Genomic DNA, 25734 nt, shown 5'->3' with positions numbered 1-25734 from the left:
TTCTCCTATCTATGACATGTAAATTCTTGAATACAGACACTCATGCTGCATACTCCGGACAGCAAATCCCGGCGCGGATATACATAGATCAGACTCTGTAAGTTCTCCCACTCTGCCGGTAATCTCTGTAAATATGTCAGTCATGCTGTTCAGCAGCTGCTGCCCTGCGCTCTGGCTTAAGGGTATTGTTTTTACACAGTTTGTGACCATGGCTGATATCTGCGCATAAAGGAAGTGATATATGGCAGGCTCTTTTTCTATCCCTGCTGCCGAACAGAAAACACCATATGCACAGGGATGACTGACACGCTCCTCTGCCGCCTCTGTGTATCTTTGGAAAATGCTGCTTCTATAGGAAATGTCCAGTCCTGCAGTGGTTTTCAAAAAGCGGGATCCTAATTTGCGGCTGGCCTCCCGGATTTCCCTTGGACTGCGGCTGGCCTCTGCAATTTCCTCCAGTCCCAAAAGGGCCTCCAGATCATCCATGTCTGCATATTCCCAGGCCAGCCTTATGAGCAGCAGTTCATGATACAAAAGGTTTGTTCTGATATTCTGCCGGATATAGGCGTCAGCTGAAGCCATATCACAAACAATCCCCTTTTGAATATATGTCTCCAGACCATAGGAATGAGAGTAGCCTCCGATGGGAAATAAAGCATCATTGATCTGAAGCAGCAGGAAATCCTTATCCCCACTCAATGGACATGGGCGCTGACTCCGGCGGAAATTCTTCTGTCAAAGTCAAGTTTCGCCCGTCTGACCGTGACACTTATGCCATGCATTTGGTTCAGCATGCGGAGCATGGATTCACTGTAGGGTGTGATAAAGCTGTTCCTGTCCCTGCCGTAAAACAGGGATGCATGGCGGTTTCCTATTTCATAACATACTTTCGCTGTCATTCCCGGATGGTTTCGCATTATCCATATTTCAATGACATCGCAGTCCGGAATGTTCACTGCAATTACATTTTCTCCTTCCTCCCACAGAACATCTCCCTGGCGGATGCCTCTTGTGAGAATCCTGTCATCCAAACGAATCCCTATCTCCGTACCATCCCTTGTTGTCTTGCGGTGGATTCTTTTGAAGGCTTCGTACCACTCAATGTCCACATAGTCGATTTTCCTGCCCTTGAAACCGGAATCCCCGATATTTCCTAAAATTTGCTGGCATAACATCATTTTCTCGCATCCTCCTTTTTACTTCGTGGCAGTCAAAGCCGATATTCGGAATCCGCTTTGCTGCTTGGATTAAAATAAATGGTACATTTGAGCCAGGGGAAGCACTTCTGCAGGTTTGGAAGTAAGGGGGACTTTATCTGCAGTGACTTCATATGTCTCAGGATCTACTGTTATGACAGGGGTCTTGTCATTAAAAACCATATCTTTTTTGCTGATGCTGCGGCAGCCGGAGACAGGGAGAATCTGTTTCTCCAGTCCGTATTTTTCCTTTATCCCTTCTTTTACAGCCGCCTTGGAGACAAACGTAGCACAGCAGGAAAATCTGGCTTTTCCGTGAGCGGCAAACATAGGCTGATACATGACAGGCTCTGTTGTCGGTATGGATGCATTGGCATCGCCCATTTTTGATGCGATGATCATTCCGCCTTTGATGATCATGTCAGGTTTTACTCCGAAAAAAGCAGGATTCCAGATGACCAGATCTGCCATCTTTCCTTTTTCCACAGAGCCTGTATATTGGGATATACCATGTGTTACAGCCGGATTGATGGTGTATTTGGCTATGTAGCGTTTTACCCGAAAATTGTCGTTTTCATTTCCCATATCTTCCGGGAGAGGGCCGCGCTCATCCTTCATCTTTCCTGCAGTCTGCCAGGTTCTGGTTATTACCTCACCGATGCGTCCCATGGCCTGGGAATCAGAACTCATCATACTGAATACTCCCAGGTCATGCAGAACGTCTTCTGCCGCAATGGTTTCCGGTCTGATGCGGGAATCCGCAAATGCCACATCTTCAGGTATTTTCTTATCCAGATGATGGCATACCATCAGCATATCCAGGTGTTCATCCAGTGTGTTCACAGTAAAAGGCATTGTGGGATTGGTGGAGGACGGCAGAATGTTTGGCATGGAAGCCGCCTTAATGATATCAGGTGCGTGACCGCCCCCTGCGCCTTCTGTATGGTAAGTATGTATGGTACGGCCGGCAATGGCACGTATGGTGTCTTCCACGCATCCGCCCTCATTCAGGGTGTCTGTGTGAATGGCTGTCTGCACATCATAGAGGTCAGCAATGTTCAGGCAGTGGTCTATGACTGCCGGAGACGCACCCCAGTCTTCATGGATCTTCAGCCCCATTGCACCGGCTTTTATCTGCTCTGCCAAAGGCCTTTCATCGGAACAGTTTCCTTTTCCCAAAAATCCCAGATTCATGGGGTATTCTTCCGCTGCCTTAAGCATCATTTCCAGATTCCAGGGACCCGGGGTACAGGTGGTTGCATTGGTTCCATCTGCAGGGCCTGTGCCGCCTCCGATCATAGTTGTCACACCGGAATACAGGGCACATAAAATCTGCTGGGGACATATAAAATGTATATGGCTGTCAATACCTCCGGCTGTAACGATCATCCCCTCACCTGCCAGGGCTTCTGTGGACGCCCCCACAGTCATCCCCGGCGTAACGCCGTCCATGATATCCGGATTTCCCGCCTTGCCGATTCCTGCTATTTTACCATCACGGATACCGATATCTGCTTTCACGATTCCTGTATAGTCCACGATCAGGGCATTGGTAATGACAAGATCCAGACAGCCATCTTCTCTGGCTGCCTTCACGGACTGCCCCATACCGTCACGGATCGTTTTGCCGCCGCCGAACTTTATCTCATCCCCGTAATGGGTATAGTCTTTTTCTACTTCAATGACCAGGCTGGTGTCTGCAAGTCTGACTCTGTCACCGGTTGTGGGACCGTACATCATTGCGTAATTTCTTCCAGATATGATAGTGCTCATTTTTCTGCCTCCTTCAGAAATCCTTTTTTTGCAGCATTATCCATAGCTGCTATTTTACTGATTTCTGTAACCTGGGCACAAGTAAGATCATTCAGACCGAAGACGCGCCCGGAACCACCCATGGAGGTGAGGAAAACGCTCTTTGTCTCACCCGGTTCAAATCTCACGGACGTGCCGGAGGGAATGTCCAGGTGAAATCCGTATGTCTTTACACGGTCAAATACCAGGTATCTGTTTACCTCAAAGAAATGATAGTGTGAACCCACCTGGATGGGCCGGTCCCCTGTATTCGTCACAGATATCTCCAGGACAGGTTTATCTTTGTTCAGTATAATATCCCTGTGTTTCGGCATGATTTCTCCTATCTTCACGTTTTTTTCCTCCTCTTTACCGGATTGGGCTGTGTACTGTAACCAGTTTTGTTCCGTCCGGAAATGTGGCTTCAACCTGTACTTCATGTATCATATCTTCTACGCCGTCCATAACGTCATCCCTGGTGAGGAGGTTTCTGCCCAGGGACATTAACTCTGCAACATTTCTGCCGTCTCTGGCATATTCCATAAGCTCAGAGCTGATGTAGGCAACCGCCTCTGTATAATTTAACTTTACACCGCGCGCTTTCCGGCTGGCGGCAAGCTCTCCGGCTGTGTGGAGCATTAGTTTTTCCTGTTCCTTGGGTGTTAATCGCATTTCAGAAACCTCCTTTTGCTGCATTTCTCATTTGCCTGTATAGCTGTGTATCTTATGAGGGTCATCATAGGGCTCTGTACCAAATCTTCCTCCCGTTGTGGGATAACCATAAATAGAGCCGTCTTTAATCTCCACTTCATCCTCCCACGGCAGGCAGTATTTTCCCTCTGCCAAATCCTTGATGTAAGTGAGCTGGGTATCCGGCTGTCCGCCCGGGTATGCCACATAGCCTCTGTGTCCCAGATTGTAAATGTTATTCTCCAGTCCCCATTCCCTTCTGGCTGCATCTGCCTTTTCCGGAAAAATCTCAGCCGTAACGATTTCATAGGGGTTTCTCTGCCCCTGTACCAGTACCGTACCGTCATAGTTGGTGATCTGTCCCTCACCAAAATAGTAGAACACCCCGTCATATCCGGCCAGATTGACAGATACTGTGTACATAAGGTTCTGCCATGCATTGGATCGGTTTGTGAGAATCCACTGGTCATTTACCTGGGTGCTGTAACCGGAAATGCGGATATATACATTACATCCCTTGTATGCTGCCTCCCGGGCCAGTTCAGGAATCATGCCATCGTGACAGATACACACGGAAAGTTTGGAACCTCCCGGGCCGTCACATACGGGCATTCCCAAATCTCCCGGATACCAGGGTTCTATAGGATTCCAGGGGAAAAGTTTGCGGTAATGCAGGCAGATTTCTCCTTCCGGGTTAATGATGATTGCAGAATTATAAGGATTTTTATCCGGATCAGGATTCCTTTCCATAATAGAGAAGACACCGTATACACCTGCTTCCCTGCAGGCCTGCCCGAAAATCTCAGTCTCCTTTCCCGGAATATCGCATAGAAATTCATCGGTCAGCCATTTTGATGTGTTCAGTCCCTGGGTGCTGTACTCAGGAAAAATAATCAGTTCGCAGCCCGGATAGCCGGCTTTTGTGGCATGAAGTGTTCTGACAATTTCCTGCACCTGCCGGTCAATGTCCGCTCTGGAATTGACGATTGGTGCCGGAAACTGGACGGCTGCCGCTAAAAATCCATTGCCTGGTTTGTTCATACTTCCAATACTTCCCATACTGATTCCTCCTTAAAATGTATTCCGTGTCAGAGCTTTTGCCCTGCACTGATTCTATAAGTGTCTGTTATTGGCAGCACAAAAATCCTTCCGTCTCCCGGCATTCCTGTGCTGTTGACTAAAGTAACCGCTTGGATCACTTTATCCGCGTCTTCATCCCTTACCGCAATGATAAACATACGTTTTGGCACTCTGTCTGATTTCACCACTGTAAGGTCGCTCTGTGTTATGTTAACTGCCGCTTTTCCCCTGCCTAAGACTTTTCTGCCGGTAAATGCCGGAAGTCCCACGGCTTCCAGTGCTTTTTTGGTAGCCTCCGCCATGGCCGGCCTTATGATGACAATAATCTCTTTCATATGCACTCTCCTCCCGGTCAGGCTACAGCCCTTCCTGCCTGGTACTGATGGTATAGGCACGCTCAACAGGCAGGACAAATATGCGCCCGTCCCCATTGTTGCCGTATCCGGTTCTTGCCACATCCATAATGGTGGTGCATACCTGCTTTTCATCCCTATCTTCTATAATCATAAAAAGCATGGTTTTAGGCAGCTCATCATATTTTACGGAACCTATGGTGATTCCCTTTTGCTTTCCTCTTCCATACACATCCATCTCTGTAATGGAAACAAAACCCTGCTCCTCCAGCGCATCCAATACTTCTCTTGTCTTTTCCGGCCTTATGACTGCACGTATCATTTTCATTTGCCGCAACCTCCCTCTGTCCTACATTGCAAGCATTTCCTGCAGTTTTTTCTTATCCAGATCCTCTGTTTTGCCGCTCATCTGGATACGGCCTTTTTCCATAACATAGCATTTGTCAGAGACCTCAAGTACGAACTCCAGATATTGCTCTACCATCAGGACCGCCATATACTCCTTCAGTTTGGTGATGGTTCTGCCGATTTCCCAGATCACGGAGGGCTGGATTCCCTCTGTAGGCTCATCCAGAATCAGCACCTTAGGGTTGGAGACAATGGCCCTTGCAATGGCAAGCTGCTGCTGCTGGCCGCCGGAAAGGTCTCCTCCTTTTCTGTCCAGAAATTCCTTCAGAATGGGGAATATTTCAAAAATATGTTCCGGTATTTCACGGACTTTTTTATTGGCCTCCATACCCAGAAGAATATTCTCCCGGACTGTAAGCTGAGGAAATATCTCTCTTCCCTGGGGCACATAGCCGATTCCTGTTTTTGCCCTTGCGTAAGTGGGCATTTTAAAAATATTTTTCCCGTCCAGGGTAATGCTGCCTGACGGTGTATTTACAAGACCCATGATGGATTTTACAGTGGTGGTTTTTCCCACGCCGTTTCTTCCCACCAGGCAGGTGATCTCTCCCTTTTTTGCCTTTATGTCAACGCCGAACAGTACACGGCTGCCGCCATAGGAGGCAGTCACTTGTTCTAATGCCAGCATATTATTCACCTCCCCTTCCCAGATACACATCAATGACCTGCTGGTTGTTCTGCACTTCATCCATAGTTCCCTCACAGAGGATTTCACCGTCATGGAGTACTGTCACCCAGGAAGCCACTTCTTTCACGAACTTCATGTCATGCTCCACTACGATAATGGTACAGTCCTTCTGTATAATTTTCAAAAGTTCTGCTGTCCGCTCCGTCTCTCTTCTTCCCATGCCTGCAACCGGTTCATCAAGAAGCATGAGCCGGGGGCGGGAGACACAGAGCATTCCGATTTCCAGCCATTGCTTCTGTCCGTGTGACAGGACAGACGGGTATTCGTTCCTCAGCTCATACAGTCCGATAAATCGGAGCTGTTCGTCTATCCGCTCCCTGGTCTCAGGCAGCAGGCGGCTGCTCAGGGATGCCCAAAGCCCCCGGTTCTCCACTGCCGCCAGCTCCATATTTTCGTAAATAGTGATTCCTGAGAACACACTGGGAGCCTGAAATTTCCGTCCTACACCAATATTTACGATTTTATTTTCCCTGATTTTTGGCAGGTCATAGCTGCGCCCTCTGTCATGGTAAATGATATCGCCGCCGGAAAGTTTATTCTTTCCACATATGGCATCAAGCAGCGTCGTCTTGCCCGCACCGTTTGGACCTATAAGAAAACGAATCTCATTCTCACAGATGGTTGTGGACACATGCCTGACCGCCTTGAAATCCCCGAAGGAAATACTGGCATCCTGAATTTCCAGAACTGGTTTTGCCATCTTACTGCACCTCCTGTCTCAGACTGTGACTTCTTTTTGTTTTTTCTGCTTTTCCGCACTGCCGCCGCTTTTTTCTTTCGCGGCCTGCACTCCGGCCCTGATTCTTCCGGGAACATCCTTAATAGATATAAGACCCTTAGGGAGAAAGAGTACCACCAGAATGAAAATGCCGCCCATGAAAAACTGCCAGAAAGCCGGAAATTGTTCTGATATAAGGCTTTTCAAAAAGTTAATGACCAAGGCCCCCAGAACAGGCCCCGCAAGAGACGCCTTGCCTCCTACAGCTGCCCAGATCACCATCTCAATGGACGGGGAGATACCGATGTCGGATGGGGAGATGATTCCCACCTGCGGCACATACAGTGCTCCGGCCACTCCTGCCAGGACTGCAGACAGACAGTAGACAAAAACTTTGTACACTGCCGGGGAATAGCCTGTGAATCTCGCCCGGTTCTCTGCATCCCTAACTGCCAGAAGCACTCTGCCCACACGCCTGCTGACCAGAAAACGGCACAGCAGGAAAGCCAGTATCAATACCACAAGAGTCGTATAAAAAAGTATGAGCTTTGCTTCCGGTGACTGAATGGTCATGCCGAAAATGGTGGTAAAGTTAGTCAAACCATTGGAACCTCCGAAATACTCCTGTCTCCCAATGAGAAATGTAGCAAGAGCATAGGCAAGGGCCTGGGACAGTATGCAGAAGTACACGCCCCGGATTCGGTTCAGGAACGTAAGGGAGCCGATAACTGCTGCCACCAGCATAGGAACTGCTATCACACAGAATATGGTAAATACCGGACTGGCAAATGGTTTCCAGAGAGCCGGCAGTTTTTTCAGTGCGCTCCATGCCATAAAATCCGGGAGCGCCCCGCCGGATGCCTCCAATTTCAGGTGCATTGCCATACAGTAAGCCCCAAGTCCAAAATATACTCCATGCCCAAGGCTCAGGATTCCCGTCTGCCCCCAAATCATGCCAATACCAAGGGCTATGAGGGCAAAACACATATATTTGCCCAGCATATTTGTACGGAACGCTGACATATAGAAGGGAGCGGAAGCCAGAAATATACAAATCAAAGTGATCAGTACCGTGTCACCTTTTACTTTAAACCGCGGCTTTCCCGCTGTTTTGTTATTCTCCATAATTTTGTCACCTCCAAATATTTCTGACATTTTATTCATCCAGCGCCCTGCTGCTGATAGAAAAGATACCTTTTGGCCTGAACTGAAGTATTATAATCACTACAATAAAGATCAGGACTTTTCCCAGGGATGCACTTGTAAAGAATTCAAACACGGGTCCGCCCACACCGATAACAGCAGAGCCTGTAATGCATCCCACAATCCTTCCCACGCCGCCTACTACAACTGTCATAAAGCTGTCTACTATATAGGACTGGCCTACAGTAGGACCAATGCTGCCCAGAAACGTGATGGCACATCCTGCAACACCCGCAAATCCGGATCCTACAGCAAAGGTGATCATATCACAGGCTGCTGTATTTACACCAAGGCTGGCAGCCATGGGGCGGTTCTGCATTGCTGCTCTGACATTCCGACCCTGCCTGGTCCGGTACATAAGAAATGCAATGAGGCTGCAGCATATAACTGCCAGTCCGAAAATAAACAGGCGTTTGCAGGACATGGAGAACATGCCGTAAATATGGATGTTCCTGTCCAGAAAGGACGGGCAGGAAACGCTCACGTTGGCCGGTCCGAAGATGGACCGTACCAACTGCTGCAGCACAAGGCTGATTCCCCAGGTGACCAGAAGGCTGTCCAGCGCCCTGCCGTACAGCCGGCAGATGATGACGCGCTCCAGCAGAACTCCCAGCAGCGCCGTGAACAGGAAGGACACGAGTATGGCCGCCGGTAAATACCAATTAAACATGGACTCCGGGAAAATCTGCTTCCAAATATTCTGAACCACATAAGTTGCATAAGCGCCAATCATGATGAATTCACCGTGAGCCATATTGATGACGCCCATCAGGCCAAAGGTGATGGCAAGGCCCAGAGATGCCAGCAAAAGTATTGAGCTCACACTCAAAGCATTGAACAGCTGCATAAAAAACAAATCCATTTGTCTCCCTCCTCTCTGATTACAGACATTGTTATTCTGTTTCTACATTAAGGTCTTCTGCCCAGTCGTAGTTCTTTAACCACGGATCTGGCTCAACCCTGTCCTCCGTCTCCCAAAGGGTCTGAATCTGACCGTCTGCATCACATTTTCCTACCAGTACCTTCTGAAGACAGTGGTGGGTCGTTCCTTTTGCAATAGTTATCAGACCTTCCGGAGTCTCGGCCTCAATTTCTCCGCTCTCGCACGCCTCGATCACAGGTTCCACATCAAATGTACCTGCTTTTTCCACTGCCGCTTTCCACAGATACACACCTTCGTAGGCATTGACAACCGGGTCTCCGGTGACTTTGTCGTCTCCGTACAGCTCTTTGAATTTTTTTGTAAAGGCTTTGGACGCGTCTGTGTCAACAGACTGGAAATAATTCCATGCAAAGAGATGTCCTTCTGCGTATTCAGCGCCCATACCACGGATATCTTCTTCATAACAGGAAAAGGACATGGTCTGGATCTGGTCCGGGGTAAGTCCTGCATCTTTGTACTGTTTAAAGAAGGATACATTAGAGTCGCCATTGATGGTATTAATGATCACATCAGGTTTTGTTTCCTGAATCTTAGTTATGACAGTGGAACAGTCTGTATAGCCTAGGGGGATATATTCCTCACCTACGACTTCATAGCCGTAGTCCTTCTGCATAGCTTTGATGATGGTATTGGTTGTTCTGGGATATACATAGTCAGAACCGAACAGGAATACCTTAAGTTTTCCGTCATCTCCTTTGCAGTTCTCCATCAGATAATCCATTGCCGGGATAGCCTGCTGGTTGGGGCATGGTGCTGTGTACATAATATTGTGGGAGGATTCCAGTCCTTCATACTGCACCGGATACCAGAGAAGGCCGTCATTGCTCTCCACAACGGGAAGCACTGCCTTGCGGCTGGCGCTGGTCCAGCATCCGAAGATTGTGGCTACTTTATCCTTTGTCAGAAGCTTTGTGGCTTTCTCTGCGAATACCGCCGCATCGGATGCACCGTCCTCCAGAACGTATTCTATCTGTTTTCCAAGGACACCACCGTCCTCATTTATTTCATCAATAGCCATCTGTGCAGCCTCTATCATAGGCTTCTCTGCCATAGCCATGGTTCCGCTCTGGGAATGAAGGATTCCCACCTTAACCGTATCACCGGAGGAGGCGGTCTCACCTGAGGAAGTCTCACCGCTGCTGCCTGCTTCTGCTATGGCGCCTCCGCTGCAGGCTGTCAGGCCAAATAACATGGAGCCTGCAATCATAATTGATGCTGCACTTTTCAAATATTTGTTTTTCATATGATCTTCTCCTTTCTAAATAACAAAAAACGCCATCTCCTTTACAGGGGATGACGGCATTGTCAACTGCTTCTCTCTCTTTTTTTCCTTACACCCATACTATACGGAAAAAATCGGATAAATACTACCTGACATTTCCGGTATTTTACCTTACAAAATTTCTTTTCTATACTGAATCGGGGCTGCTCCCGTGTACTCTTTGAAGCGCTTTGCAAAGTAGTCAATCGCAGCATAACCGCAGGCCTCGGCAATCTCGTATATTTTCAGGTTTGAGGTTCTGAGGAGCTCTTTTGCGTATTCCATGCGCATCATAGTCATATATTTGCTGAACCCAATGCCTGTTTTATTTCTGAACAATACACGGATATAATCTTTGCTGAGTTCCACCTCCTCTGCTGTTTTGTCCAGTGCATCAGCCTCACCGATGTGGGAGGACAGAGAAGTGCAGATCCGGTTCAGGGTGCTGTCCTGGGCGGAGAGCTGAAAACGGCCGGCCAAATCTGATATTTCCTGAAGCGATGCAGCAAACTCCTCTTTGCAGCTGTCTGCATCCAGTTTGTTTTCCCTGTCTATAAAATATTGGAGCCAGGGGTATTTTTTCTGTATCTGTTCCTTTATACGCTGAAGAAAATATTCCAATACACAGGCCAGCTTTTCCGGCTGTCCGGGATACCTGGCTTCAATGCCTGCCGCTGCGCTCTTCCACAGTTTTTCAGGTATTTCCCTGCCGTCTAATATGAAGTCCAGCAGCCTGTTTTCCAGTCCCTGGTCCATGGCCATGAAGAGATCCGCGCCCACTGTGCTCCGGCTTCGTTCCTCGTCAAGAATGTTTTTTACATGCGCAAGGCCCTCCTCCATTTTTTTGTCCGTAAGGGGCTTGGAGATGTAATCTGCGGCGCCAAGACGCATCCCCTCCCTGGCATACTCAAAATCGCTGTAGGTACTGGAAATAATGCATATGGTTCTGCGGTATCGCTCCTTTATGGTCCGGATAAGTTCCAGGCCGTCCATGCCCGGCATGCGTATGTCTGTTATGACAAGGTCATAGGATTCTTTTTCCATGAGCTTTAATGCTTCTGCGCTGCTGCTGGCAATGCTTTTCAGACTGAAATCAGAATTTTCCCATACTCTGAACCTGGATACAATATAACCGACAGCTCTGTCATCATCCACAAAAAGCACCTGATATTTCTGCATTGTCTATCCCTTCCTTTCTCTCTTCACAACTGTTCAGTATCCCTAACGCTGCCTGGAATTTCATCTGCTCCATATTGCTCTGCAGGCGGTCAAATGTCTCTCTTTCCATATTGCCTCTGAATATCTCTTCCTTTTGTTTCCAGAACTCCAACGCTGCGAAATCGGCGTATTCCAACATTCTGCACAGCTCAAATGCAGCTGATCTGTATTCCTCCGCATTTTCCTCCGCATTTTGGGGAACTGCCAAATGAGACAAAGACTGTTGGGATGCGGAATTTTGGTATTCCTTTCTGTATTCCTCTGCAATTGCCCCTGTCTGTCTCTCCAGTACTTCTTTTTCTGCTGTTTCATGCAGCATTTGTTCCAGACATACTATCCTTTTATTCAAAAGTTCCATCTGCAGCGCTGCCGTCAGTCCTTTGAGCATATGTGCTTTCTTTTTCAGGGCTTCACGGTTGTCTTCTGCTGCCAGGGATACAAGCTGCCGTATATCTGCCTCATGGTATTTGAAAAACTGCCGCCTCATGTCCTGCATCATCTCCTCCTCCCTGCTGGGGTAAGTATGTTCTGAACGGATGAACGCAGCAGGGGCCCCCAAAAACTCTTTCAGAACAGCAGGCAGTTTTCCGGCGTGTATGGGTTTCAGCACATAACCGTCCATTTCCAAGAGGCATCTGCGCAGATTCTCCTTTTCCACGTCAGCAGTCAGCGCAATGACGGGTGTGATCATATTTTTACCGAAGCTGCGGACTCTGGCCGCCGCTGTATAGCCATCCGTATCCTCCATGTGAATGTCCATAAAAATCAGTTCGTATTCCTCCTCCGCACATTTTTTCATGGCTTCACTGCCTGATGAGGCTGCATGGACCTGCAGACCGAAAAGCTCCAGAATTTTTTTCTCCATCTTCTGATTAATGGCATTATCCTCCACCAGAAGCACTTTTCTTTGAGGATATTGGGGAAACAGCGTACCGTCATCAAGTATGTGCTCCGGTATGCAGTCCGTATCGGCGGTCCTGAGCGGTATCTTCACTACAAAGCAGCTCCCTGCACTGCGTTCTGTCAGATAAATCTGTCCGCCCATGATCTGTGTCAGCTTTCTGCATATGGAAAGGCCAAGTCCTGTGCCCCCGTATTTTCTGGAGGTGTTTCTTTCACTTTGTTCAAAAGGCCGGAAAATACGTGCCCAATCTTCTTTCGGTATCCCAATTCCGGTGTCCGCCACTGTGATTGTGAGCCAGAACAGCCTTCCGTCTTTTTTCATGGATTCATTGAGGAAATCATAATATTTGAGGGCTTCTCCCTCAGCGCGGAAGGATGCGGAGGAGGATTTTTCAGCCTGCACCGTTATGCCTCCCTTTGCTGTGAACTTAACCGAATTTCCTATGAGATTTGTCAGCACCTGCCTGACTTTTCCCATATCTCCTTTTACAAACCGGGGCAGGTTCTCACTCTTTGTCATTCTCAAATACAGACCCTTCTCTTCCGCCCGGTACTTAAAGATGGTTTCCAGACTGTCAAGCAGTTCCCAGATATCAAACTCTGTCCGCTCTAGGCGGGACATGTCCGCTGATAATCTGGAATAATCCAGTACATTTCCGATATTCTGCTGCAGAAGGATATCCGCCTTCTCCATGGCCTCCACATATTCCCGCTGCTCTGCATCCAGCTTTGTCTGGCCCAGAAGGAAGCGGTAACCCGACAGGGTGTTCAGGGGTGTCCGGATCTCATGGCTCATGCTGGCCAGAAATTCGCTTTTGGCTTTGGATGCCTCCTGCATACCGCGGCTGACCTCATTGAATTTTCTGGCAAACATACGGAGCTCTGAAGATCCCTCCGGGCTCAGCAGGACAGGGTTTTCTTCACTGCTGCCGCGGTAGGTCTCCAGCTGATGGGAATAGTGCACAACCGGCAGAGTAAAGTATCGGTATACCAGTATAAATATAAGGATCAGGATGGCGGAAATAATAAGAAGCAGTATTTCCTGAATACCAAGTACAATGTCGGTCCTGTGTTCTGAAACAGTCAGTTCTTTCTCCTGGCGTGTCTGAATGACTTCCTGAAATTTTTCTATTCTCTGGCGTATAGTTTCTTTTTCAAAAGTATAGTCTCCGTTAAAAAGGATTTCTTTTGCCTTATCAGCTTTCTGCTCTTCATCCATACGGCTGTCCTCTATATTCAGCACATAACTGTTAACAGTCTGCGGAAGTGCCGCGTCTATATGGCCCGCGTCTGTTGCAAGACGGATAGCGCGTATCTCCACATTCATGAGAAGATCCAGATTACTTTTAATATCTGTGAGCATTTCCCTCTCTTTTTCCGTGAGATTTGTCTTTTCCAGTTTGGCTATGGCGTCATCGTGTGATTTTGTCACGTATCGCTCTTTCCAGTAATTGTCCAGGTATTTTACATTTCCGGTAACCACGAAGCAGCGCATCTCATTGGTCATGCTGTCGGATGCGTCAAGAATCTCACGGCACAGCATTTCACAACGGGACTTGTTCCTCTCCGCTTTCACTTCCCTGTGCATGTACTGCCTGAGGATAACAGTATTGATGATGACGAACACCAGCACCAGCAGCAGAACCAAAAAGATCATCGTATTGAGTGTTTTTTGTTTTACTAATTTTTTCTTCACAGTTGCATCATCTCCTTCTGCAATCTATAATATTATTATTTTAAAAGAAAGAAGGTCCTGCTTATGAACCCTATAAATATTCTGATTGTGGATGACGTACCTGAACATCTGCAAAATGCCGGAACCATCCTCAAAGAACTGGGGTATCCTATCCGCGTTGCCCTGAACGGAAGGGATGCCCTGCGCCTCATCAAAAGGCAGAGACCCTCCATTGTACTTCTGGACGTGTCTATGGAAGGTATGGACGGCTTCCAGGTGTGCAGGGCCATACGCACAAAGAAAGAATATGAGGATATTTCCGTTGTCTTTGTCACAGCCAGCGATGATGAGCAAAGTATACAGGAAGGTTTTCTGGCCGGAGGGCAGGATTATGTGTCCAAACCCTTCCGGCCTCTGGAACTGCTGGCAAGGGTGAAAAACCAAATCCGAATCGTCAGCCAGTCTGAAGGGCTGAAGGATGCCTATCATGAGCTGGACCAGTTCTGTCACAATATCTCCCATGATCTAAAATCTCCGCTCCTGGTACTGAGACAGCTTGCCGCCATGCTGACAGATACCTGCCCCGTCCGGGAGAATAGTGAGGCCGCTGTCATTGCAGGCCTGCTGGATGAAAAATGCGAACAGCTTCTAAAAATGGCGGAACGTCTTTTAGAGCTCTCCCGCACAGGACAAGTGGAGTCCCATATGCAGCCGGTAGACCTTGCAGAACTGTTCCTCAACACTTGTGAGGAACTCACCGGGCTTGAACCTGGGCGTAAATTTCTCATTTCTGTGAAAGAGATACCTGTTCTGAATGCAGATCCTGCGCTTATGAAACTGCTGGCCCAGAACATTTTCAGCAATGCCATTAAATTCACACGGCGCCGGGAGACTGCTGAAATAACAGTATCCTGCACGGAAGATGCCTCCGGACTTACGGTGACTGTGAAGGACAATGGCGCGGGCTTTGATCAGGCAAATGCCGGAAAGCTGTTTCAGGTCTTCTCACGCCTGCACGATACCTCCCAATTTGAGGGAACCGGTGTGGGCCTTACCATCGTGGAGCGCATCATGCGGACACATGAGGGCTCTGTTTCCATAAGCGGCGAACCAGATCGCGGGGCAGCTGTGACACTGCATTTTCCCCGGAAACTGCTTTGCTGCCGGACGCACAGAGAACCGTAACGCCGCTTTTCTCTGAGCAGAAAAAAAGCACAAAACAGGGAGATTCATCTCCTTCGATGTTTTGTGCTTTATCGATATTATATTAGCAGAGTGTTTTGTAAAATGCAAGCCAAAATCCCCTATTTTCTTTTCCTCTCATATCTGCTATAATTATCCGCAGATAATACGAATGGAGGAATATATCATGACTGTATATAAGACAAGAGGCGTATGTTCACGTTCTATCGAGATCGAGCTGGACGGAGACACCATCGCATCTGTAAAATTCAATGGGGGATGCAACGGCAATACAAAAGGAATTGCCAGCCTTGTAAAGGGAATGAAGGTTAACGAAGTCATCGAACGCCTGAAAGGAACCGACTGCGGCGGACGCGGCACTTCCTGCCCGGATCAGCTTGCACTGGCTCTGGAATCCATCAAGGCACAGAATGCGTAAACTGAAATATGAAATCTTATTTTCAAAAACTCATCAGGGGAGAGACTGTATTCTGCATCTCTCTCCTTTTTGCCCTGCTCTCCATGCTTGCCGTGAAGCCAGATAAAGCTTATGCAGGTTACATAGACCTTCGTACCCTCTGCCTTCTGTTCTGTCTCATGGCAGTGACGGCAGGCTTTCAGAAATGCGGTATTTTCCGTATAATGGCGGAAAAGCTTCTGGGAGCACAGAACCACATGCGGGGACTTGCACTGGTTCTGGTCCTGCTCCCCTTCTTCAGCTCCATGGTGATCACAAACGATGTGGCGCTCCTCACCTTTGTCCCGTTCACCATACTGGTGCTGCATATTATAAAACAGGACAGGTATACCTCACCTGTCATTGTGCTGCAGACCATTGCCGCCAATCTGGGAAGTATGGCAACTCCGCCCGGTAATCCGCAGAATCTTTACCTCTGTTCCAGATATGACCTGGGGATGGGCAGCTTTTTCCTTACCATGCTCCCCTTTGCCGCTATCAGTCTGGTGCTGCTTCTGTTCTGCATCTGCTTTGTGCGCAGGGAACCCATAAGGGTGTATTTTAAGGAGTCTTCACCGTTGGAACAGCCGCGGCTTCTGGCTGTCTTTGCCGTACTTTTCCTTATGTGTCTGCTGACCATTTTCCATGTTCTGTCTTATCAGGTTCTGACCCTGTGTGTGCTTGCATGTATGCTGCTTTTCTCCAGGGATCTGTTTCGGAGTGTGGATTATTTTCTGCTTGCCACTTTTATCTGCTTTTTTATCTTTTCCGGAAATCTGGGAAGGATGGAGGCAGTGCGTGCCTTTTTGTCCGGGCTGATGGAAAAAAACGGGATGCTGACTGCTGTACTTTCCAGCCAGGTTATCAGCAATGTGCCTGCTGCTGTACTGTTGTCCTCTTTTACAGAGAACTGGAAGGCCCTCCTTCTGGGAACAAATCTGGGAGGCCTGGGAACTCCCATTGCCTCCCTTGCAAGCCTTATATCCCTGAAATTTTATCTGAAAACAGAACAGGCTGATTTAAAATCCTACCTGCTGCTGTTCCTTTCCCTGAATGCGGGCGGGCTGCTCCTTCTTCTGGCGGCTGCCTGTATCCTTTAAACAGCCGGACTTCATCGCTGAACTCCGGCTGTTTCAAAATGCCCGCTTAGAGGCTATAATTCTATTTCCGTCTTGTTGCTTCCAAAGGACTCCTCAGCGCCGCTCTTCTGCTTATTGACAGCTAAAGTGATACAGAGGATGGCTGCGGTAAATCCCATCAATATCCCCATGCATTTCCACACAGGCATCAGGTTCTCCATACCGAAGCCGGTAAGACCGCTGATCTCGTTCAGACATTCTTCATACCAGTACACAGGCAGGCATTTTGCAAACTTCAGCACGCTTTCCCCCATAATGCTGGTAGGTACAAAGGCTCCTCCAAGAAATGACAGGCCCAGCGCCAGTATATTGGCAACAGCGTTCTGGGTGTTGGCATCTCTCACAAAGAGCGCAGCCAGCACAGAAATCGCCATGGCTAACAGAAGCATGACAAAGCTGTTCAGAAGGATCAGTGCGGTTATTCTGATATCCATTTCCTTCACCGAGTCATAATATATGATAAACCCGGCTATGGTGAGCAGTATCCAAAATACGATTCCCACGCTGGCACATCCCAGCCCCATCTGCCACAGCCGTGTGAATGGTTTCAGAGGCCCGCACATATTTCTCATCCTGATATCTGAGCGCTGGAAACTGAGAAAAATAGATGTGATGCAGAGTACACAGATGACAAGTATGATATACGGCGCCACCTGATACTGGGCCTGATAACCGGCAGATACGGGCTGCGTTTTCAGATACTGGCGTTTTTCCACCTTAGCGCCGGTTCCCAGCAGTTCCAGAACTTTATCTGCTGTCTTCTCTTTGTCAGGATTCCCCCCTATTTTTTCCCATGTTCTTATATAATCCCAATATTGGTTGACATAACTACTCATCTGATAGCCTGACGCGGAATTCTGTGTCATATTTTCCAGGAGCTTTATGGGTTTATCCTTCTGCAGGGCATCCTGGAATCCCTCCGGTATAATGAGGATATAACTGACTGCGTCGTTGAACCTGGCATCCTTGAGGGCCTCCATACTATCCTCCAGGGGCACATAGGTTCCGTGTTCCTTCAGAAAATCCATCATTTTTTCCGTGTATGGGGTTTCCCCGTCCCTGTTTATCACGGTAAATTCCGGACGGCTCTCCTCAAATCCGCTGTTAAAGCTCTCCTTAGAAAACTGTGAAAGCAGAATGGACAGGCCGATAAATATAGCGAAATAGGTGGCAAATGTAACCATTCTGCGCTTTATTACCAAAAGACACGCCTTAAATACTCTCATAACTCTGCCTCCTTAATGATACGCCTGACAACAGCAGCAGAACAGCCGACATAGCCATGATCACCGCTATATTCTGACCGTATCTCTGATAGTCGTCAAAATAATACAGACAGTATAATGCATCCGAAATTCTCGCTGCAGGGTTCAGCCAGGAGATGACCGGAAACTTCTGGTCTATCAGGTACTTCATACTGGATTCCATCATACCTGCACCGAAGCAGCAGAGCATGGTAACAGATACCAGTATGCCCACCTTCATGCTCTCTCCCAGCTTTGACAGACAACTGACCGCCGTGCCGAATGCTACGCCCAGAATGGAGCCAACAAAACAGGTCAGAACAAGAAGCGGCAGCTTGTTTCCAAAGTCCACCTTCAGAATCACTGTAATGTAAAACAGAAGAAACAGCAGGCTCATCATATGCACGGTTATGCTTCCTGTCATATCACAGAAGATCACCCGGATCCTGCTAAGAGGCGCCATCATACGTCTGGCTCCGAGAGGAGAGAGGTTACCCTGCAGATAGGTGATGCTCATAAGGCCCTGCATCCCACCGTACATGCATACCATTGCTATCAGGCCGTAGTAAGGATTCAGGATGGGGGAATAGGGCTGTGAGGAGAGTGACATATTCTCTGTCAGGGAAGCCCCGCCCATGATCTCCTCCCAGTTAAGATTGTAGTCCGGATTTTTCTCCATGATCGCCTTTATATTTCCCTCTGTCTGCACATAGCGGTCCAAAAAGCTCTTCAGTATGGTCTGGTTCATTCCGTCTTGCTTTACCATAAGCTTCGGGGTATTGTCCTGAAGCAGGATATATCCGGCGATCTTGCCTGTCTCCAGGTCTCTGTCCGCCTCATTCTCCCGGGTGTATTCCGTTATGTTAAGAAGCGCATCCTCCCCGCTGCCCACCTGATCAAGCACCTGGCCGAACATGGGGTCCGCCTCATATGCCGCGTCTGTGACCACACCTGTGGGTATGGCTTTCAGATTATCTGCCTCCCCCACGGATGACAGGGTAAAATAAAACAGAGTGGCCAGAATCAGCGGAAAGGCCCAAATCCATATAAGCTGGTCTCTGTTCCGTAAGCAGCTCAGTAAACGTTTGCTGTAAATATTCCAGAACATATATATCCCTCCTAATCCCTCAGCTCTTTTCCCGTAATTTCTAGAAAGACATCATTTAAGGTCGGCGGCTCTGAGAATATTCTGCCGAAATAGATTTTATTCTTTTTGAGGATATCCAGCAGCGTAATAAGGCTGTGACCGCCGCTCTCACACTGTGCCTGCAGAAGATTTCCCTCATATTCCGCGTTAAGGACCCCCTCTGCTTTCCGGATTTTTTCCAGGATATCCGGTGCCAGCTCGGACACCTCCACAGTTATCTTCTCCCCTGTGCGGATGAGGCCTTTCAGCTCCTCCTTTGTGCCGGAGGCGATTTCCCTGCCCTTATCCATGATCATAATGCGGGAACATATCTGCTCCACCTCTTCCATGTAATGTGTGGTGTAAATAATGGTAGCGCCGTTCTTATTCAGCTTTTTGATGCCTTCCAGAATGCTGTTTCTGCTCTGGGGGTCAACGGCCACTGTCGGCTCATCCATAAAGATCAGCTCCGGCTTGTGTGCTATGCCGCATGCAATGTTCAGACGCCTTAAAAGACCGCCGCTTAACTTTCTGGGCAGAAACTTTCTGAAGTCTTTCAGATCCGTAAATTCCAGAGCTTCCTCGACCAGGGCTTTCCGCTTTGTCTTTTCAGGGACATACATGCCGCAGAAATAGTCTATATTTTCATATACAGTCAGTTCGTTGAAAACCGCCACATTCTGCATGACAACGCCGATCCGATGCTTTACTGCCCGGTTATCCGGTGCCATGGGTTCACCGAAAAGCCGGATCTCCCCTCTGTCGTATTTCAGCAGAGACAGCATACAGTTGATCGCTGTAGTCTTGCCGCTGCCGTTTGGCCCGAGCAGGCCGTATATCTCACCCTGTTCAACATGAAGCTCAAAATGGTCCAGGGCTACCAGGTCTTTATATCGTTTTACGAGATTGTTCACTTCTATGATCATAGGTTAATCCTCCCTTTTTCTTATCTGACTTCATTCTAACAGGTATCTGCTGCCGGAGACAGTGAGCGTTGTCATGAATACAGGCCTCTGTACATGACATTTGTCATTTCTTCCTGCTGCACCTTACTTTTTGCCCATTCCTGTGATACACTCTAAATACAAGCACAGAAGTGAGCGAGTCTGCAAAGAGGAGAGGGATATATGAGAGAGCTGTTGAACAAGTGTTTTATTTTCTTATTCTGTACCATGAATCTCATCGGGCAGCCTGTGGATATTTCCCTTATCTCCCTGCTGCTTTTATCCGTCAGCGTATCTGCCCTCATTTCCTATTTTGACAGGGAACGGCCGCTGGAATATCTCTGCGGCGGGTGTCTTGTGCTCTCCCTCTTCCTTCCTGAACTGGCATTATTTCTTCCGCTGTTTTTCTACGACTGTGAGAGATCCGGGAAATGGTACCTGCGGTTCGCATGGGTGCCTTTATACCTGTATCATTTTCATAACTTCACACTGCCGGCATTTTTCCTCTTTCTGTTCACAGGGGTGCTGGCGCTGTATCTGTCCCGGCTGACCATGGAATATGAAAATATGATGGCACAGTTCCATCTCTCCCAGGACAGCACCCGGGAGGAATCTCTGCATCTGGAACAGAAAAACAAGGAGCTTCTGGAAAAGCAGGAGTATGAGATCCAGCTTGCGACTCTGACAGAGCGAAACAGGATCGCCCGGGAAATCCATGACAATGTGGGGCACCTCCTGACACGCTCCCTCTTCCAGATCAGTGCCATGCAGGTTATATGGAAGGAACAGAAGGAGCTGGCCGCGCAGCTTACTGCTGTCAAATCCACACTGGATGATGCCATGAACAATGTGCGCAGCAGCGTCCACAATCTGCATGAGGAATCTGTGGACCTGCGCATGGTACTCACCCGGCTGGCAGAGGAATTCACTTTCTGTCCTGTAACCCTGAATTACAATGCCGAGATTGAACGGAAGGAACTGAAATACTGTATTATCACCATTGTCCGGGAGGCTCTGTCCAATATCTCCCGGCACAGCAATGCTACGGAGGCTTCTCTGTCTGTACTGGAACATCCCGGATTCTATCAGGTTATCATCCGAGATAACGGAACACAGGGGACAGCGGCAGGGGCCGGGGGAATCGGGCTTATGAATATGAGGGAGCGGGTGGAAGATTTTCACGGCATTTTCAGGACAGAGGTGCAGAACGGTTTCCGCATATTTATTTCCATCCCCAAACAGGGACATACCATGAAAAATCAGATGTGAGGTGTTATTTATGAGAATTATTATTGTTGACGACGATCCCTTTGTCTGCATTTCGCTGAAAACGATCCTGCAGGCAGAACCGGGCATAGAGGTGTGCGCCTCCGGCAGCAGCGGAGAGGAGGCAGTCCGCCTGTATGAAGAAATACAGCCCGACATTCTGCTCATGGACATTCAGATGGGAAGCTGCTCCGGGCTGGACGCCGGCGCGGAGATACTGGAAAAGCACCCGGATGCCAGGATTCTTTTTCTGACCACCTTCTCTGACGACGAATATATTATCCGCGCGCTGCGTATCGGTGCCAAGGGGTATCTGATAAAACAGGATATTGAGACCATTGCCCCTGCCCTGCGCTCTGTCATGTCCGGACAGAGTGTGTTCGGCAGCGAGATCGTCACGAAAATCCCTAAAATGATGGGAAAGCCGCAGAGAACAGATCTTGGCAAATACGGGATTCTGGACAGGGAAATGGATGTCATAGAGCTGGTGGCAAAAGGCCTGAACAACAAAGAAATCGCACAGAGCCTCTATCTCAGTGAGGGCACTGTGCGGAATTATCTGAGTGCGATATTAGACAAGCTGAGCCTGCGTGACAGAACACAGCTTGCCGTGTTTTACTATAAAAATATGGATAACTGATCATCTCTGTCAGTCAAAAGCAGTATAACTGGTGATGTAGAAACTCCCGTCCTTGAGTCTGATACCGATCCAGAAGTTATCGTCTGTATAATTAACGGTCTGGTACCATCTGCCCTCTTTCCATTTCATCAGTCTATCCGGTTCAAATCCGGTCATACCGAGACCGATCAGTCCTACTGTGGTACCGACCAGCATGAAAATAATGCCGGCCAGAAGGATTTTACTTTTTAATGATTTTATATTCATGCTCTGACACCTCTCCTTTTCTGATACAGACCTGCAAGCCATCTGCTGAATTTTTTCGTTACACCTACAAATCTCTTGCCCAGTTCCAAGGTAAGCAGTGCTGTCACCAAAAAGATGCCTGCAAGCAGGATTCCGACTCCCATCTGCACCGTACCGGTGGCTGTGTCCCGGAACATTATTATCACGGAACCCACCGTACTGACTACAGCCAGGACCAGACTGGATACAGAAAATACCCCGAATATAAAGGGAATACACCAGATAATCACATAGGCACTCATTACCATGATCACAACAGCCAGTGCGCAGCAGATAGCAACCAGGACCAGGCTTCCCCAGAGAGGTGAGCCAAGTATCAGCAGAACGATCACACCTATTTTCATCCATGTGGGTGTGGGCCGTGCCGGCTGCGTCTCCCTGTCAGAGAGGATTTCCTGTGCAATCTCACCGGGACTTCCGATCCGCTGTACGGCATCCTCCTCCTCACATCCGTCCTCCATGTAATCCTCGATCATTTCCGCGTAGTAGGACAGGAATCTGTTCCGTTCCTCCCTTTTCAAGCTCCGCAGCAGCCGTTCCAGACTGCTTAAAAATTCATCCTTCTTCATGTTCAACCGCTCCCTTCACAAATTCATATATGTCTGTCACTTGCTGCCAGTCATTTAAAAACTCCTGGATATGTTCTTTCCCTGCCTCTGTTATCCTGTAATACTTGCGCAGACGGCTGTTGTGCTCCACAGAATATGTCTCCAGGCATCCGTTTGCCTCCAGACGCTTTAATATGGGATACAGCGTCGATTCTGATATCTCAATACAAACGGATATGTCTTTTATGATCTGGTATCCATAGGAATCCGATCTGTATAGTGCAGCAAGAACACAAAATTCCAGAAAACCTTTTTTTAGCTGTGTGTCCATGGTATCGCCTCCTTATGCATTATACTATACATTACATAGTATAATGTGTCAAGGGGTATATGCACAAAAAAAACGGACGATCTGACTTATAATCCGTCAGACAGTCCGTCCAGTCCTTTGATGCCGTTTGCCTCAGCCAATGCCTCCACCCCGTCCAGGATTTCCTGGCGGCTGTAGCCGTTGGCTGACAGAAACTCATCTGTGTATTTGTTGATATGAAGATAAAAGCTCATGGCCATTTCCATGTATCTTTTGTCCGTCCGGTCCATATCCGTGAGAAGTATGTTTTCCGCCTCGTTGATCTTTCCCCTGTCTGCCATCTCAATAATGTCACGGTAGAGAAAATCCGTGTCGTCGGCTTTTTCCTCCTCCACTTCATATTCCGTAAATCTCTTTCCGAAAACAACACTGGCCAATGCTTTCACCATATCCTTTATCATTCTCATGACATAATCTTCTTCAAACTTCATGCTGGCTCCTCCTTCTCACCATTTCTTCGGAATCCCCGGACAACCATTCTTCTTCATAACAGCGCGCATCTCCACAAAACAGCCGCAGACTCTGCACATTCCGCTTATTAAGTTATCACATTTTCTGCAGAAGGCAAGCCGCTCATCATAGAGCTGTGAAGATACCTTCAGATCTTCATCCAGATTATCTATGTATCTGCGCATGTCATCAAAATACTGTCCTTCATCCATGTCCTGAAGAAGGCATTTTCTGCAGAAGCGCCTGGACTGGTTACCCGTGTTCTCCATGCTGTACCTCCGTCTCCTTTATCACAGGCGGGATTTTAACGGGATCCCGCCTGTGATGCTGTCTATTTACAGATCATAATAATATTTAAATTCTGAGGGGCTTGGAATCTGCTCGATCTCCTGCAGTTCCTTCCTCTTCCTTTCCAGCCAGATATCAATGAGACGCTGAGGGAAGACACCGCCTGCTGTCAGGTAATCGTGGTCATTCTCCAGAGCGTCCAGTGCTTCTCCCATGGAACGTGGAAGACTCTGTATCTTCTTCTGCTCCTCAGGGGACAGGGAATACAGGTTGCAGTCAAACGGTCCCCATCCGTGCTCGCGCGGGTCTATCTTATTCCTGATTCCGTCCAGTCCTGCCATGAGGATGGCGGAATAGGCATAATACGGATTTGCTGTGGCATCCGGGTTGCGCAGTTCAAACCTCTTGGCCTCCGGTTTCTTGGCATAAGCCGGAATACGGATGACAGCACTTCTGTTCGATGTTGCATATCCGATGGTCACAGGCGCTTCATAACCGGGTACGAGGCGTTTGAAAGAGTTGGTGGAGGGGTTGGTAAACGCGCACAGGGACGCAATATGTCTGAGCAGACCGCCGATAAAATAGTGCGCTGTATCACTCAGTCCTGAATATCCGTCTTTGTCGTAGAAAATGGGAGCCCCGTCCTTCATGAGCAGCATATGCACGTGCATACCGTTTCCGGCCTCTTTGTAAATGGGTTTCGGCATGAAGGTAACGGTTCTGCCTTCTGAGGCTGCTGCATTTTTCAGAACATATTTTACGATCATGGTCTTATCTGCCATATCCACCATATCGCCCAGCTCTACCTCAATCTCCATCTGGCCCGGGCCGCCGACCTCGTGGTGATGATATTTTACCTTTACGCCCCAGTCCTCAAGAAGCATACACATTTTACTTCTGAGATTATATCCCACATCCTGGGGAGCTGCCGCGTGGTAGCCGCCCTGATACGGAACCTGATAGCCGCTGTTCTGTCCGTTGTCTATGCCGCTGTTCCACTCCGCCTGCCTGGTATCAATACTGTAACTGCACTTCTGTGGTGTCATATTATAACTCACATGGTCCAGCAGATAAAATTCAAACTCCGGTCCAATCACCATACGGTCAGCAATATGCTCTTCCTTCATGTATTCCACTGCTTTGAGGGCCACATTCCTGGGATACTGATCAAAAGGCCGATTCTCATCCTCCCCTATGGTGCAGACATTTCCGCACATAGTCAGTGTGGGAATCTCGGCAAATGGGTCTACTGTGGCAGTATCCGGGTCCGGAATAAATACCATATCACTTTTTTCTATAGGAGCATAACCGTAATTAGAACCGTCAAAACCGATTCCATAGACGAAAATGTCATCATCAAAACGTTCCACCGGAATTGTCACATGACGCCAGCGTCCGTTTAAATCCGTCATTTTAAAGTCTATCATACGGATCTGCTTTTCCTCACACAGTTTTCTCACGTCTTCACTTGTTTTCATTTTAAATCCCCCATTCTTTTTGTAAAATAGTTTGTAACTATTCAGCAGGTCTGCGCATTTACTGCGCTGACCGTAAGAACACGTTCAGCAGCCAGGCAAAAATCCCATCGCCGAAGGCGATTCTGCATGGATTTTTGCTCGTAACTGTGAGGGTACTGAACAGTTACAATAGTTTTATCGCCGCTTCCCG

General features: G+C 48.2%; 29 protein-coding genes. 5 read left to right on the top strand and 24 right to left on the bottom strand.

The window, feature by feature from the left end:
* Window positions 1-9: 9 nt before the first annotated feature.
* From V8Q34_RS06520 to V8Q34_RS06450, 15 genes are all read right to left on the bottom strand, one after another.
* Window positions 10-699 carry an urease accessory protein UreF gene (locus V8Q34_RS06520; protein WP_054350488.1) on the bottom strand — a complete coding sequence of 230 codons (690 nt, stop codon included), beginning with the start codon at window positions 697-699 and terminating at the stop codon, window positions 10-12.
* On the bottom strand, window positions 696-1178 hold the full coding sequence (locus tag V8Q34_RS06515) for an urease accessory protein UreE (RefSeq protein ID WP_054350487.1): 483 nt from the start codon (window positions 1176-1178) through the stop codon (window positions 696-698). Before V8Q34_RS06515 ends, V8Q34_RS06520 begins: the two co-directional genes overlap by 4 nt.
* A gap of 69 nt (window positions 1179-1247) precedes the next feature.
* The gene (gene ureB, locus V8Q34_RS06510) at window positions 1248-2969 is read right to left on the bottom strand and encodes an urease subunit beta (RefSeq protein WP_186970957.1); all 1722 of its coding nucleotides are present in this window, start codon (window positions 2967-2969) and stop codon (window positions 1248-1250) included.
* Window positions 2966-3340: an urease subunit beta gene (gene ureB, locus V8Q34_RS06505; protein ID WP_335835101.1), complete on the bottom strand. Its 375-nt coding sequence runs from the start codon at window positions 3338-3340 to the stop codon at window positions 2966-2968. Before ureB (V8Q34_RS06505) ends, ureB (V8Q34_RS06510) begins: the two co-directional genes overlap by 4 nt.
* Before the next feature lie 16 nt (window positions 3341-3356).
* Window positions 3357-3659 (bottom strand): urease subunit gamma, encoded by a 303-nt coding sequence (ureA, locus tag V8Q34_RS06500; RefSeq protein WP_186970959.1) that lies wholly within the window; start codon window positions 3657-3659, stop codon window positions 3357-3359.
* A gap of 27 nt (window positions 3660-3686) precedes the next feature.
* Window positions 3687-4736: a formamidase gene (locus V8Q34_RS06495; protein ID WP_054350486.1), complete on the bottom strand. Its 1050-nt coding sequence runs from the start codon at window positions 4734-4736 to the stop codon at window positions 3687-3689.
* A 29-nt stretch (window positions 4737-4765) separates the two neighbouring features.
* Window positions 4766-5092, bottom strand: coding sequence for a P-II family nitrogen regulator (locus V8Q34_RS06490; RefSeq protein ID WP_335835100.1), 327 nt, complete (start codon window positions 5090-5092; stop codon window positions 4766-4768).
* A gap of 22 nt (window positions 5093-5114) precedes the next feature.
* Complete coding sequence (locus V8Q34_RS06485) at window positions 5115-5438, bottom strand: P-II family nitrogen regulator (protein WP_054350484.1); 324 nt, start codon at window positions 5436-5438, stop codon at window positions 5115-5117.
* A 21-nt stretch (window positions 5439-5459) separates the two neighbouring features.
* Entirely contained in the window at window positions 5460-6146 is a 687-nt protein-coding gene (gene urtE, locus V8Q34_RS06480) for an urea ABC transporter ATP-binding subunit UrtE (protein WP_186970961.1), read from the bottom strand.
* Window position 6147: 1 nt separating this feature from the next.
* Complete coding sequence (gene urtD, locus V8Q34_RS06475) at window positions 6148-6906, bottom strand: urea ABC transporter ATP-binding protein UrtD (protein ID WP_186970962.1); 759 nt, start codon at window positions 6904-6906, stop codon at window positions 6148-6150.
* Between the two features lie 18 nt (window positions 6907-6924).
* Window positions 6925-8049 carry an urea ABC transporter permease subunit UrtC gene (gene urtC, locus V8Q34_RS06470; protein WP_054350756.1) on the bottom strand — a complete coding sequence of 375 codons (1125 nt, stop codon included), beginning with the start codon at window positions 8047-8049 and terminating at the stop codon, window positions 6925-6927.
* Window positions 8050-8080: 31 nt separating this feature from the next.
* On the bottom strand, window positions 8081-8989 hold the full coding sequence (urtB, locus tag V8Q34_RS06465) for an urea ABC transporter permease subunit UrtB (RefSeq protein WP_186970963.1): 909 nt from the start codon (window positions 8987-8989) through the stop codon (window positions 8081-8083).
* A gap of 31 nt (window positions 8990-9020) precedes the next feature.
* Window positions 9021-10313 (bottom strand): urea ABC transporter substrate-binding protein, encoded by a 1293-nt coding sequence (urtA, locus tag V8Q34_RS06460; RefSeq protein ID WP_186970964.1) that lies wholly within the window; start codon window positions 10311-10313, stop codon window positions 9021-9023.
* 150 nt (window positions 10314-10463) lie between these two features.
* On the bottom strand, window positions 10464-11510 hold the full coding sequence (locus V8Q34_RS06455; RefSeq protein WP_186970965.1) for a response regulator transcription factor: 1047 nt from the start codon (window positions 11508-11510) through the stop codon (window positions 10464-10466).
* Entirely contained in the window at window positions 11479-14148 is a 2670-nt protein-coding gene (locus V8Q34_RS06450; protein WP_335835099.1) for an ATP-binding protein, read from the bottom strand. The genes V8Q34_RS06455 and V8Q34_RS06450 overlap by 32 nt, the downstream gene beginning before the upstream one ends.
* A gap of 63 nt (window positions 14149-14211) precedes the next feature.
* On the opposite strand from V8Q34_RS06450, the gene V8Q34_RS06445 reads away from it, so the two are divergent.
* The 3 genes from V8Q34_RS06445 (at window position 14212) to V8Q34_RS06435 (ending at window position 16866) form a co-directional block, all read left to right on the top strand.
* Complete coding sequence (locus V8Q34_RS06445) at window positions 14212-15312, top strand: hybrid sensor histidine kinase/response regulator (RefSeq protein WP_335835098.1); 1101 nt, start codon at window positions 14212-14214, stop codon at window positions 15310-15312.
* Between the two features lie 184 nt (window positions 15313-15496).
* Entirely contained in the window at window positions 15497-15748 is a 252-nt protein-coding gene (locus V8Q34_RS06440) for a TIGR03905 family TSCPD domain-containing protein (RefSeq protein WP_033142095.1), read from the top strand.
* Window positions 15749-15756: 8 nt separating this feature from the next.
* A complete protein-coding gene (locus V8Q34_RS06435; RefSeq protein ID WP_033142053.1) occupies window positions 15757-16866 on the top strand; it encodes an SLC13 family permease in 1110 nt (369 codons plus the stop codon).
* 53 nt (window positions 16867-16919) lie between these two features.
* Here V8Q34_RS06435 and V8Q34_RS06430 read toward each other — a convergent pair whose 3' ends face one another.
* Genes V8Q34_RS06430 through V8Q34_RS06420 form a run of 3 tightly spaced genes read right to left on the bottom strand, consistent with a single transcriptional unit; the run spans window position 16920 to window position 20201 of the window.
* Window positions 16920-18131: an ABC transporter permease gene (locus tag V8Q34_RS06430; RefSeq protein ID WP_148391720.1), complete on the bottom strand. Its 1212-nt coding sequence runs from the start codon at window positions 18129-18131 to the stop codon at window positions 16920-16922.
* The gene (locus tag V8Q34_RS06425; RefSeq protein ID WP_103731828.1) at window positions 18118-19257 is read right to left on the bottom strand and encodes an ABC transporter permease; all 1140 of its coding nucleotides are present in this window, start codon (window positions 19255-19257) and stop codon (window positions 18118-18120) included. Before V8Q34_RS06425 ends, V8Q34_RS06430 begins: the two co-directional genes overlap by 14 nt.
* An 11-nt stretch (window positions 19258-19268) precedes the next feature.
* Complete coding sequence (locus tag V8Q34_RS06420; RefSeq protein WP_227211933.1) at window positions 19269-20201, bottom strand: ABC transporter ATP-binding protein; 933 nt, start codon at window positions 20199-20201, stop codon at window positions 19269-19271.
* A 201-nt stretch (window positions 20202-20402) separates the two neighbouring features.
* On the opposite strand from V8Q34_RS06420, the gene V8Q34_RS06415 reads away from it, so the two are divergent.
* Entirely contained in the window at window positions 20403-21488 is a 1086-nt protein-coding gene (locus tag V8Q34_RS06415; RefSeq protein WP_335835097.1) for a sensor histidine kinase, read from the top strand.
* Window positions 21489-21498: 10 nt separating this feature from the next.
* Window positions 21499-22125, top strand: coding sequence for a response regulator transcription factor (locus V8Q34_RS06410; RefSeq protein WP_298076441.1), 627 nt, complete (start codon window positions 21499-21501; stop codon window positions 22123-22125).
* A gap of 9 nt (window positions 22126-22134) precedes the next feature.
* On the opposite strand, the gene V8Q34_RS06405 is transcribed toward V8Q34_RS06410, so the two are convergent.
* The 6 genes from V8Q34_RS06405 to glnA all read right to left on the bottom strand — a co-directional run bounded on the left by V8Q34_RS06405 (window position 22135) and on the right by glnA (window position 25544).
* Window positions 22135-22371 (bottom strand): hypothetical protein, encoded by a 237-nt coding sequence (locus V8Q34_RS06405; protein WP_054350468.1) that lies wholly within the window; start codon window positions 22369-22371, stop codon window positions 22135-22137.
* Window positions 22368-22979, bottom strand: a complete 612-nt coding sequence (locus tag V8Q34_RS06400) for a DUF1700 domain-containing protein (RefSeq protein WP_103731832.1) — start codon at window positions 22977-22979, stop codon at window positions 22368-22370. The genes V8Q34_RS06405 and V8Q34_RS06400 overlap by 4 nt, the downstream gene beginning before the upstream one ends.
* Window positions 22966-23289 (bottom strand): PadR family transcriptional regulator, encoded by a 324-nt coding sequence (locus V8Q34_RS06395; RefSeq protein WP_256139550.1) that lies wholly within the window; start codon window positions 23287-23289, stop codon window positions 22966-22968. Before V8Q34_RS06395 ends, V8Q34_RS06400 begins: the two co-directional genes overlap by 14 nt.
* Before the next feature lie 86 nt (window positions 23290-23375).
* Complete coding sequence (locus V8Q34_RS06390; RefSeq protein ID WP_033142062.1) at window positions 23376-23759, bottom strand: DUF6483 family protein; 384 nt, start codon at window positions 23757-23759, stop codon at window positions 23376-23378.
* Window positions 23760-23774: 15 nt separating this feature from the next.
* Entirely contained in the window at window positions 23775-24047 is a 273-nt protein-coding gene (locus V8Q34_RS06385) for a DUF6171 family protein (protein ID WP_256139548.1), read from the bottom strand.
* A 66-nt stretch (window positions 24048-24113) separates the two neighbouring features.
* Window positions 24114-25544, bottom strand: coding sequence for a type I glutamate--ammonia ligase (gene glnA / locus V8Q34_RS06380; RefSeq protein ID WP_335835096.1), 1431 nt, complete (start codon window positions 25542-25544; stop codon window positions 24114-24116).
* Window positions 25545-25734 lie beyond the last annotated feature (190 nt).

The sequence above is a fragment of the Blautia sp. JLR.GB0024 genome, assembly GCF_037000545.1.
In the GTDB taxonomy this organism is placed as follows: Bacteria; Bacillota; Clostridia; order Lachnospirales; family Lachnospiraceae; genus Blautia; species Blautia celeris.
Note: the sequence above shows the minus strand (reverse complement) of the source record. Positions and strands in the feature narration are given on the sequence as shown.

Excerpts from the sequence above, each read along its gene's own strand:
- V8Q34_RS06515 (WP_054350487.1), bottom strand. The coding sequence starts at position 1,178 with ATGATGTTATGCCAGCAAATTTTAGGAAATATCGGGGATTCCGGTTTC.
- ureB (WP_186970957.1), bottom strand. The coding sequence starts at position 2,969 with ATGAGCACTATCATATCTGGAAGAAATTACGCAATGATGTACGGTCCC.
- ureA (WP_186970959.1), bottom strand. The coding sequence starts at position 3,659 with ATGCGATTAACACCCAAGGAACAGGAAAAACTAATGCTCCACACAGCC.
- V8Q34_RS06495 (WP_054350486.1), bottom strand. The coding sequence starts at position 4,736 with ATGGGAAGTATTGGAAGTATGAACAAACCAGGCAATGGATTTTTAGCG.
- V8Q34_RS06490 (WP_335835100.1), bottom strand. The coding sequence starts at position 5,092 with ATGAAAGAGATTATTGTCATCATAAGGCCGGCCATGGCGGAGGCTACC.
- V8Q34_RS06485 (WP_054350484.1), bottom strand. The coding sequence starts at position 5,438 with ATGAAAATGATACGTGCAGTCATAAGGCCGGAAAAGACAAGAGAAGTA.
- urtE (WP_186970961.1), bottom strand. The coding sequence starts at position 6,146 with ATGCTGGCATTAGAACAAGTGACTGCCTCCTATGGCGGCAGCCGTGTA.
- urtD (WP_186970962.1), bottom strand. The coding sequence starts at position 6,906 with ATGGCAAAACCAGTTCTGGAAATTCAGGATGCCAGTATTTCCTTCGGG.
- urtC (WP_054350756.1), bottom strand. The coding sequence starts at position 8,049 with ATGGAGAATAACAAAACAGCGGGAAAGCCGCGGTTTAAAGTAAAAGGT.
- urtB (WP_186970963.1), bottom strand. The coding sequence starts at position 8,989 with ATGGATTTGTTTTTTATGCAGCTGTTCAATGCTTTGAGTGTGAGCTCA.
- urtA (WP_186970964.1), bottom strand. The coding sequence starts at position 10,313 with ATGAAAAACAAATATTTGAAAAGTGCAGCATCAATTATGATTGCAGGC.
- V8Q34_RS06455 (WP_186970965.1), bottom strand. The coding sequence starts at position 11,510 with ATGCAGAAATATCAGGTGCTTTTTGTGGATGATGACAGAGCTGTCGGT.
- V8Q34_RS06445 (WP_335835098.1), top strand. The coding sequence starts at position 14,212 with ATGAACCCTATAAATATTCTGATTGTGGATGACGTACCTGAACATCTG.
- V8Q34_RS06440 (WP_033142095.1), top strand. The coding sequence starts at position 15,497 with ATGACTGTATATAAGACAAGAGGCGTATGTTCACGTTCTATCGAGATC.
- V8Q34_RS06435 (WP_033142053.1), top strand. The coding sequence starts at position 15,757 with ATGAAATCTTATTTTCAAAAACTCATCAGGGGAGAGACTGTATTCTGC.
- V8Q34_RS06430 (WP_148391720.1), bottom strand. The coding sequence starts at position 18,131 with ATGAGAGTATTTAAGGCGTGTCTTTTGGTAATAAAGCGCAGAATGGTT.
- V8Q34_RS06425 (WP_103731828.1), bottom strand. The coding sequence starts at position 19,257 with ATGTTCTGGAATATTTACAGCAAACGTTTACTGAGCTGCTTACGGAAC.
- V8Q34_RS06420 (WP_227211933.1), bottom strand. The coding sequence starts at position 20,201 with ATGATCATAGAAGTGAACAATCTCGTAAAACGATATAAAGACCTGGTA.
- V8Q34_RS06415 (WP_335835097.1), top strand. The coding sequence starts at position 20,403 with ATGAGAGAGCTGTTGAACAAGTGTTTTATTTTCTTATTCTGTACCATG.
- V8Q34_RS06410 (WP_298076441.1), top strand. The coding sequence starts at position 21,499 with ATGAGAATTATTATTGTTGACGACGATCCCTTTGTCTGCATTTCGCTG.
- V8Q34_RS06405 (WP_054350468.1), bottom strand. The coding sequence starts at position 22,371 with ATGAATATAAAATCATTAAAAAGTAAAATCCTTCTGGCCGGCATTATT.
- V8Q34_RS06400 (WP_103731832.1), bottom strand. The coding sequence starts at position 22,979 with ATGAAGAAGGATGAATTTTTAAGCAGTCTGGAACGGCTGCTGCGGAGC.
- V8Q34_RS06395 (WP_256139550.1), bottom strand. The coding sequence starts at position 23,289 with ATGGACACACAGCTAAAAAAAGGTTTTCTGGAATTTTGTGTTCTTGCT.
- V8Q34_RS06390 (WP_033142062.1), bottom strand. The coding sequence starts at position 23,759 with ATGAAGTTTGAAGAAGATTATGTCATGAGAATGATAAAGGATATGGTG.
- V8Q34_RS06385 (WP_256139548.1), bottom strand. The coding sequence starts at position 24,047 with ATGGAGAACACGGGTAACCAGTCCAGGCGCTTCTGCAGAAAATGCCTT.
- glnA (WP_335835096.1), bottom strand. The coding sequence starts at position 25,544 with ATGAAAACAAGTGAAGACGTGAGAAAACTGTGTGAGGAAAAGCAGATC.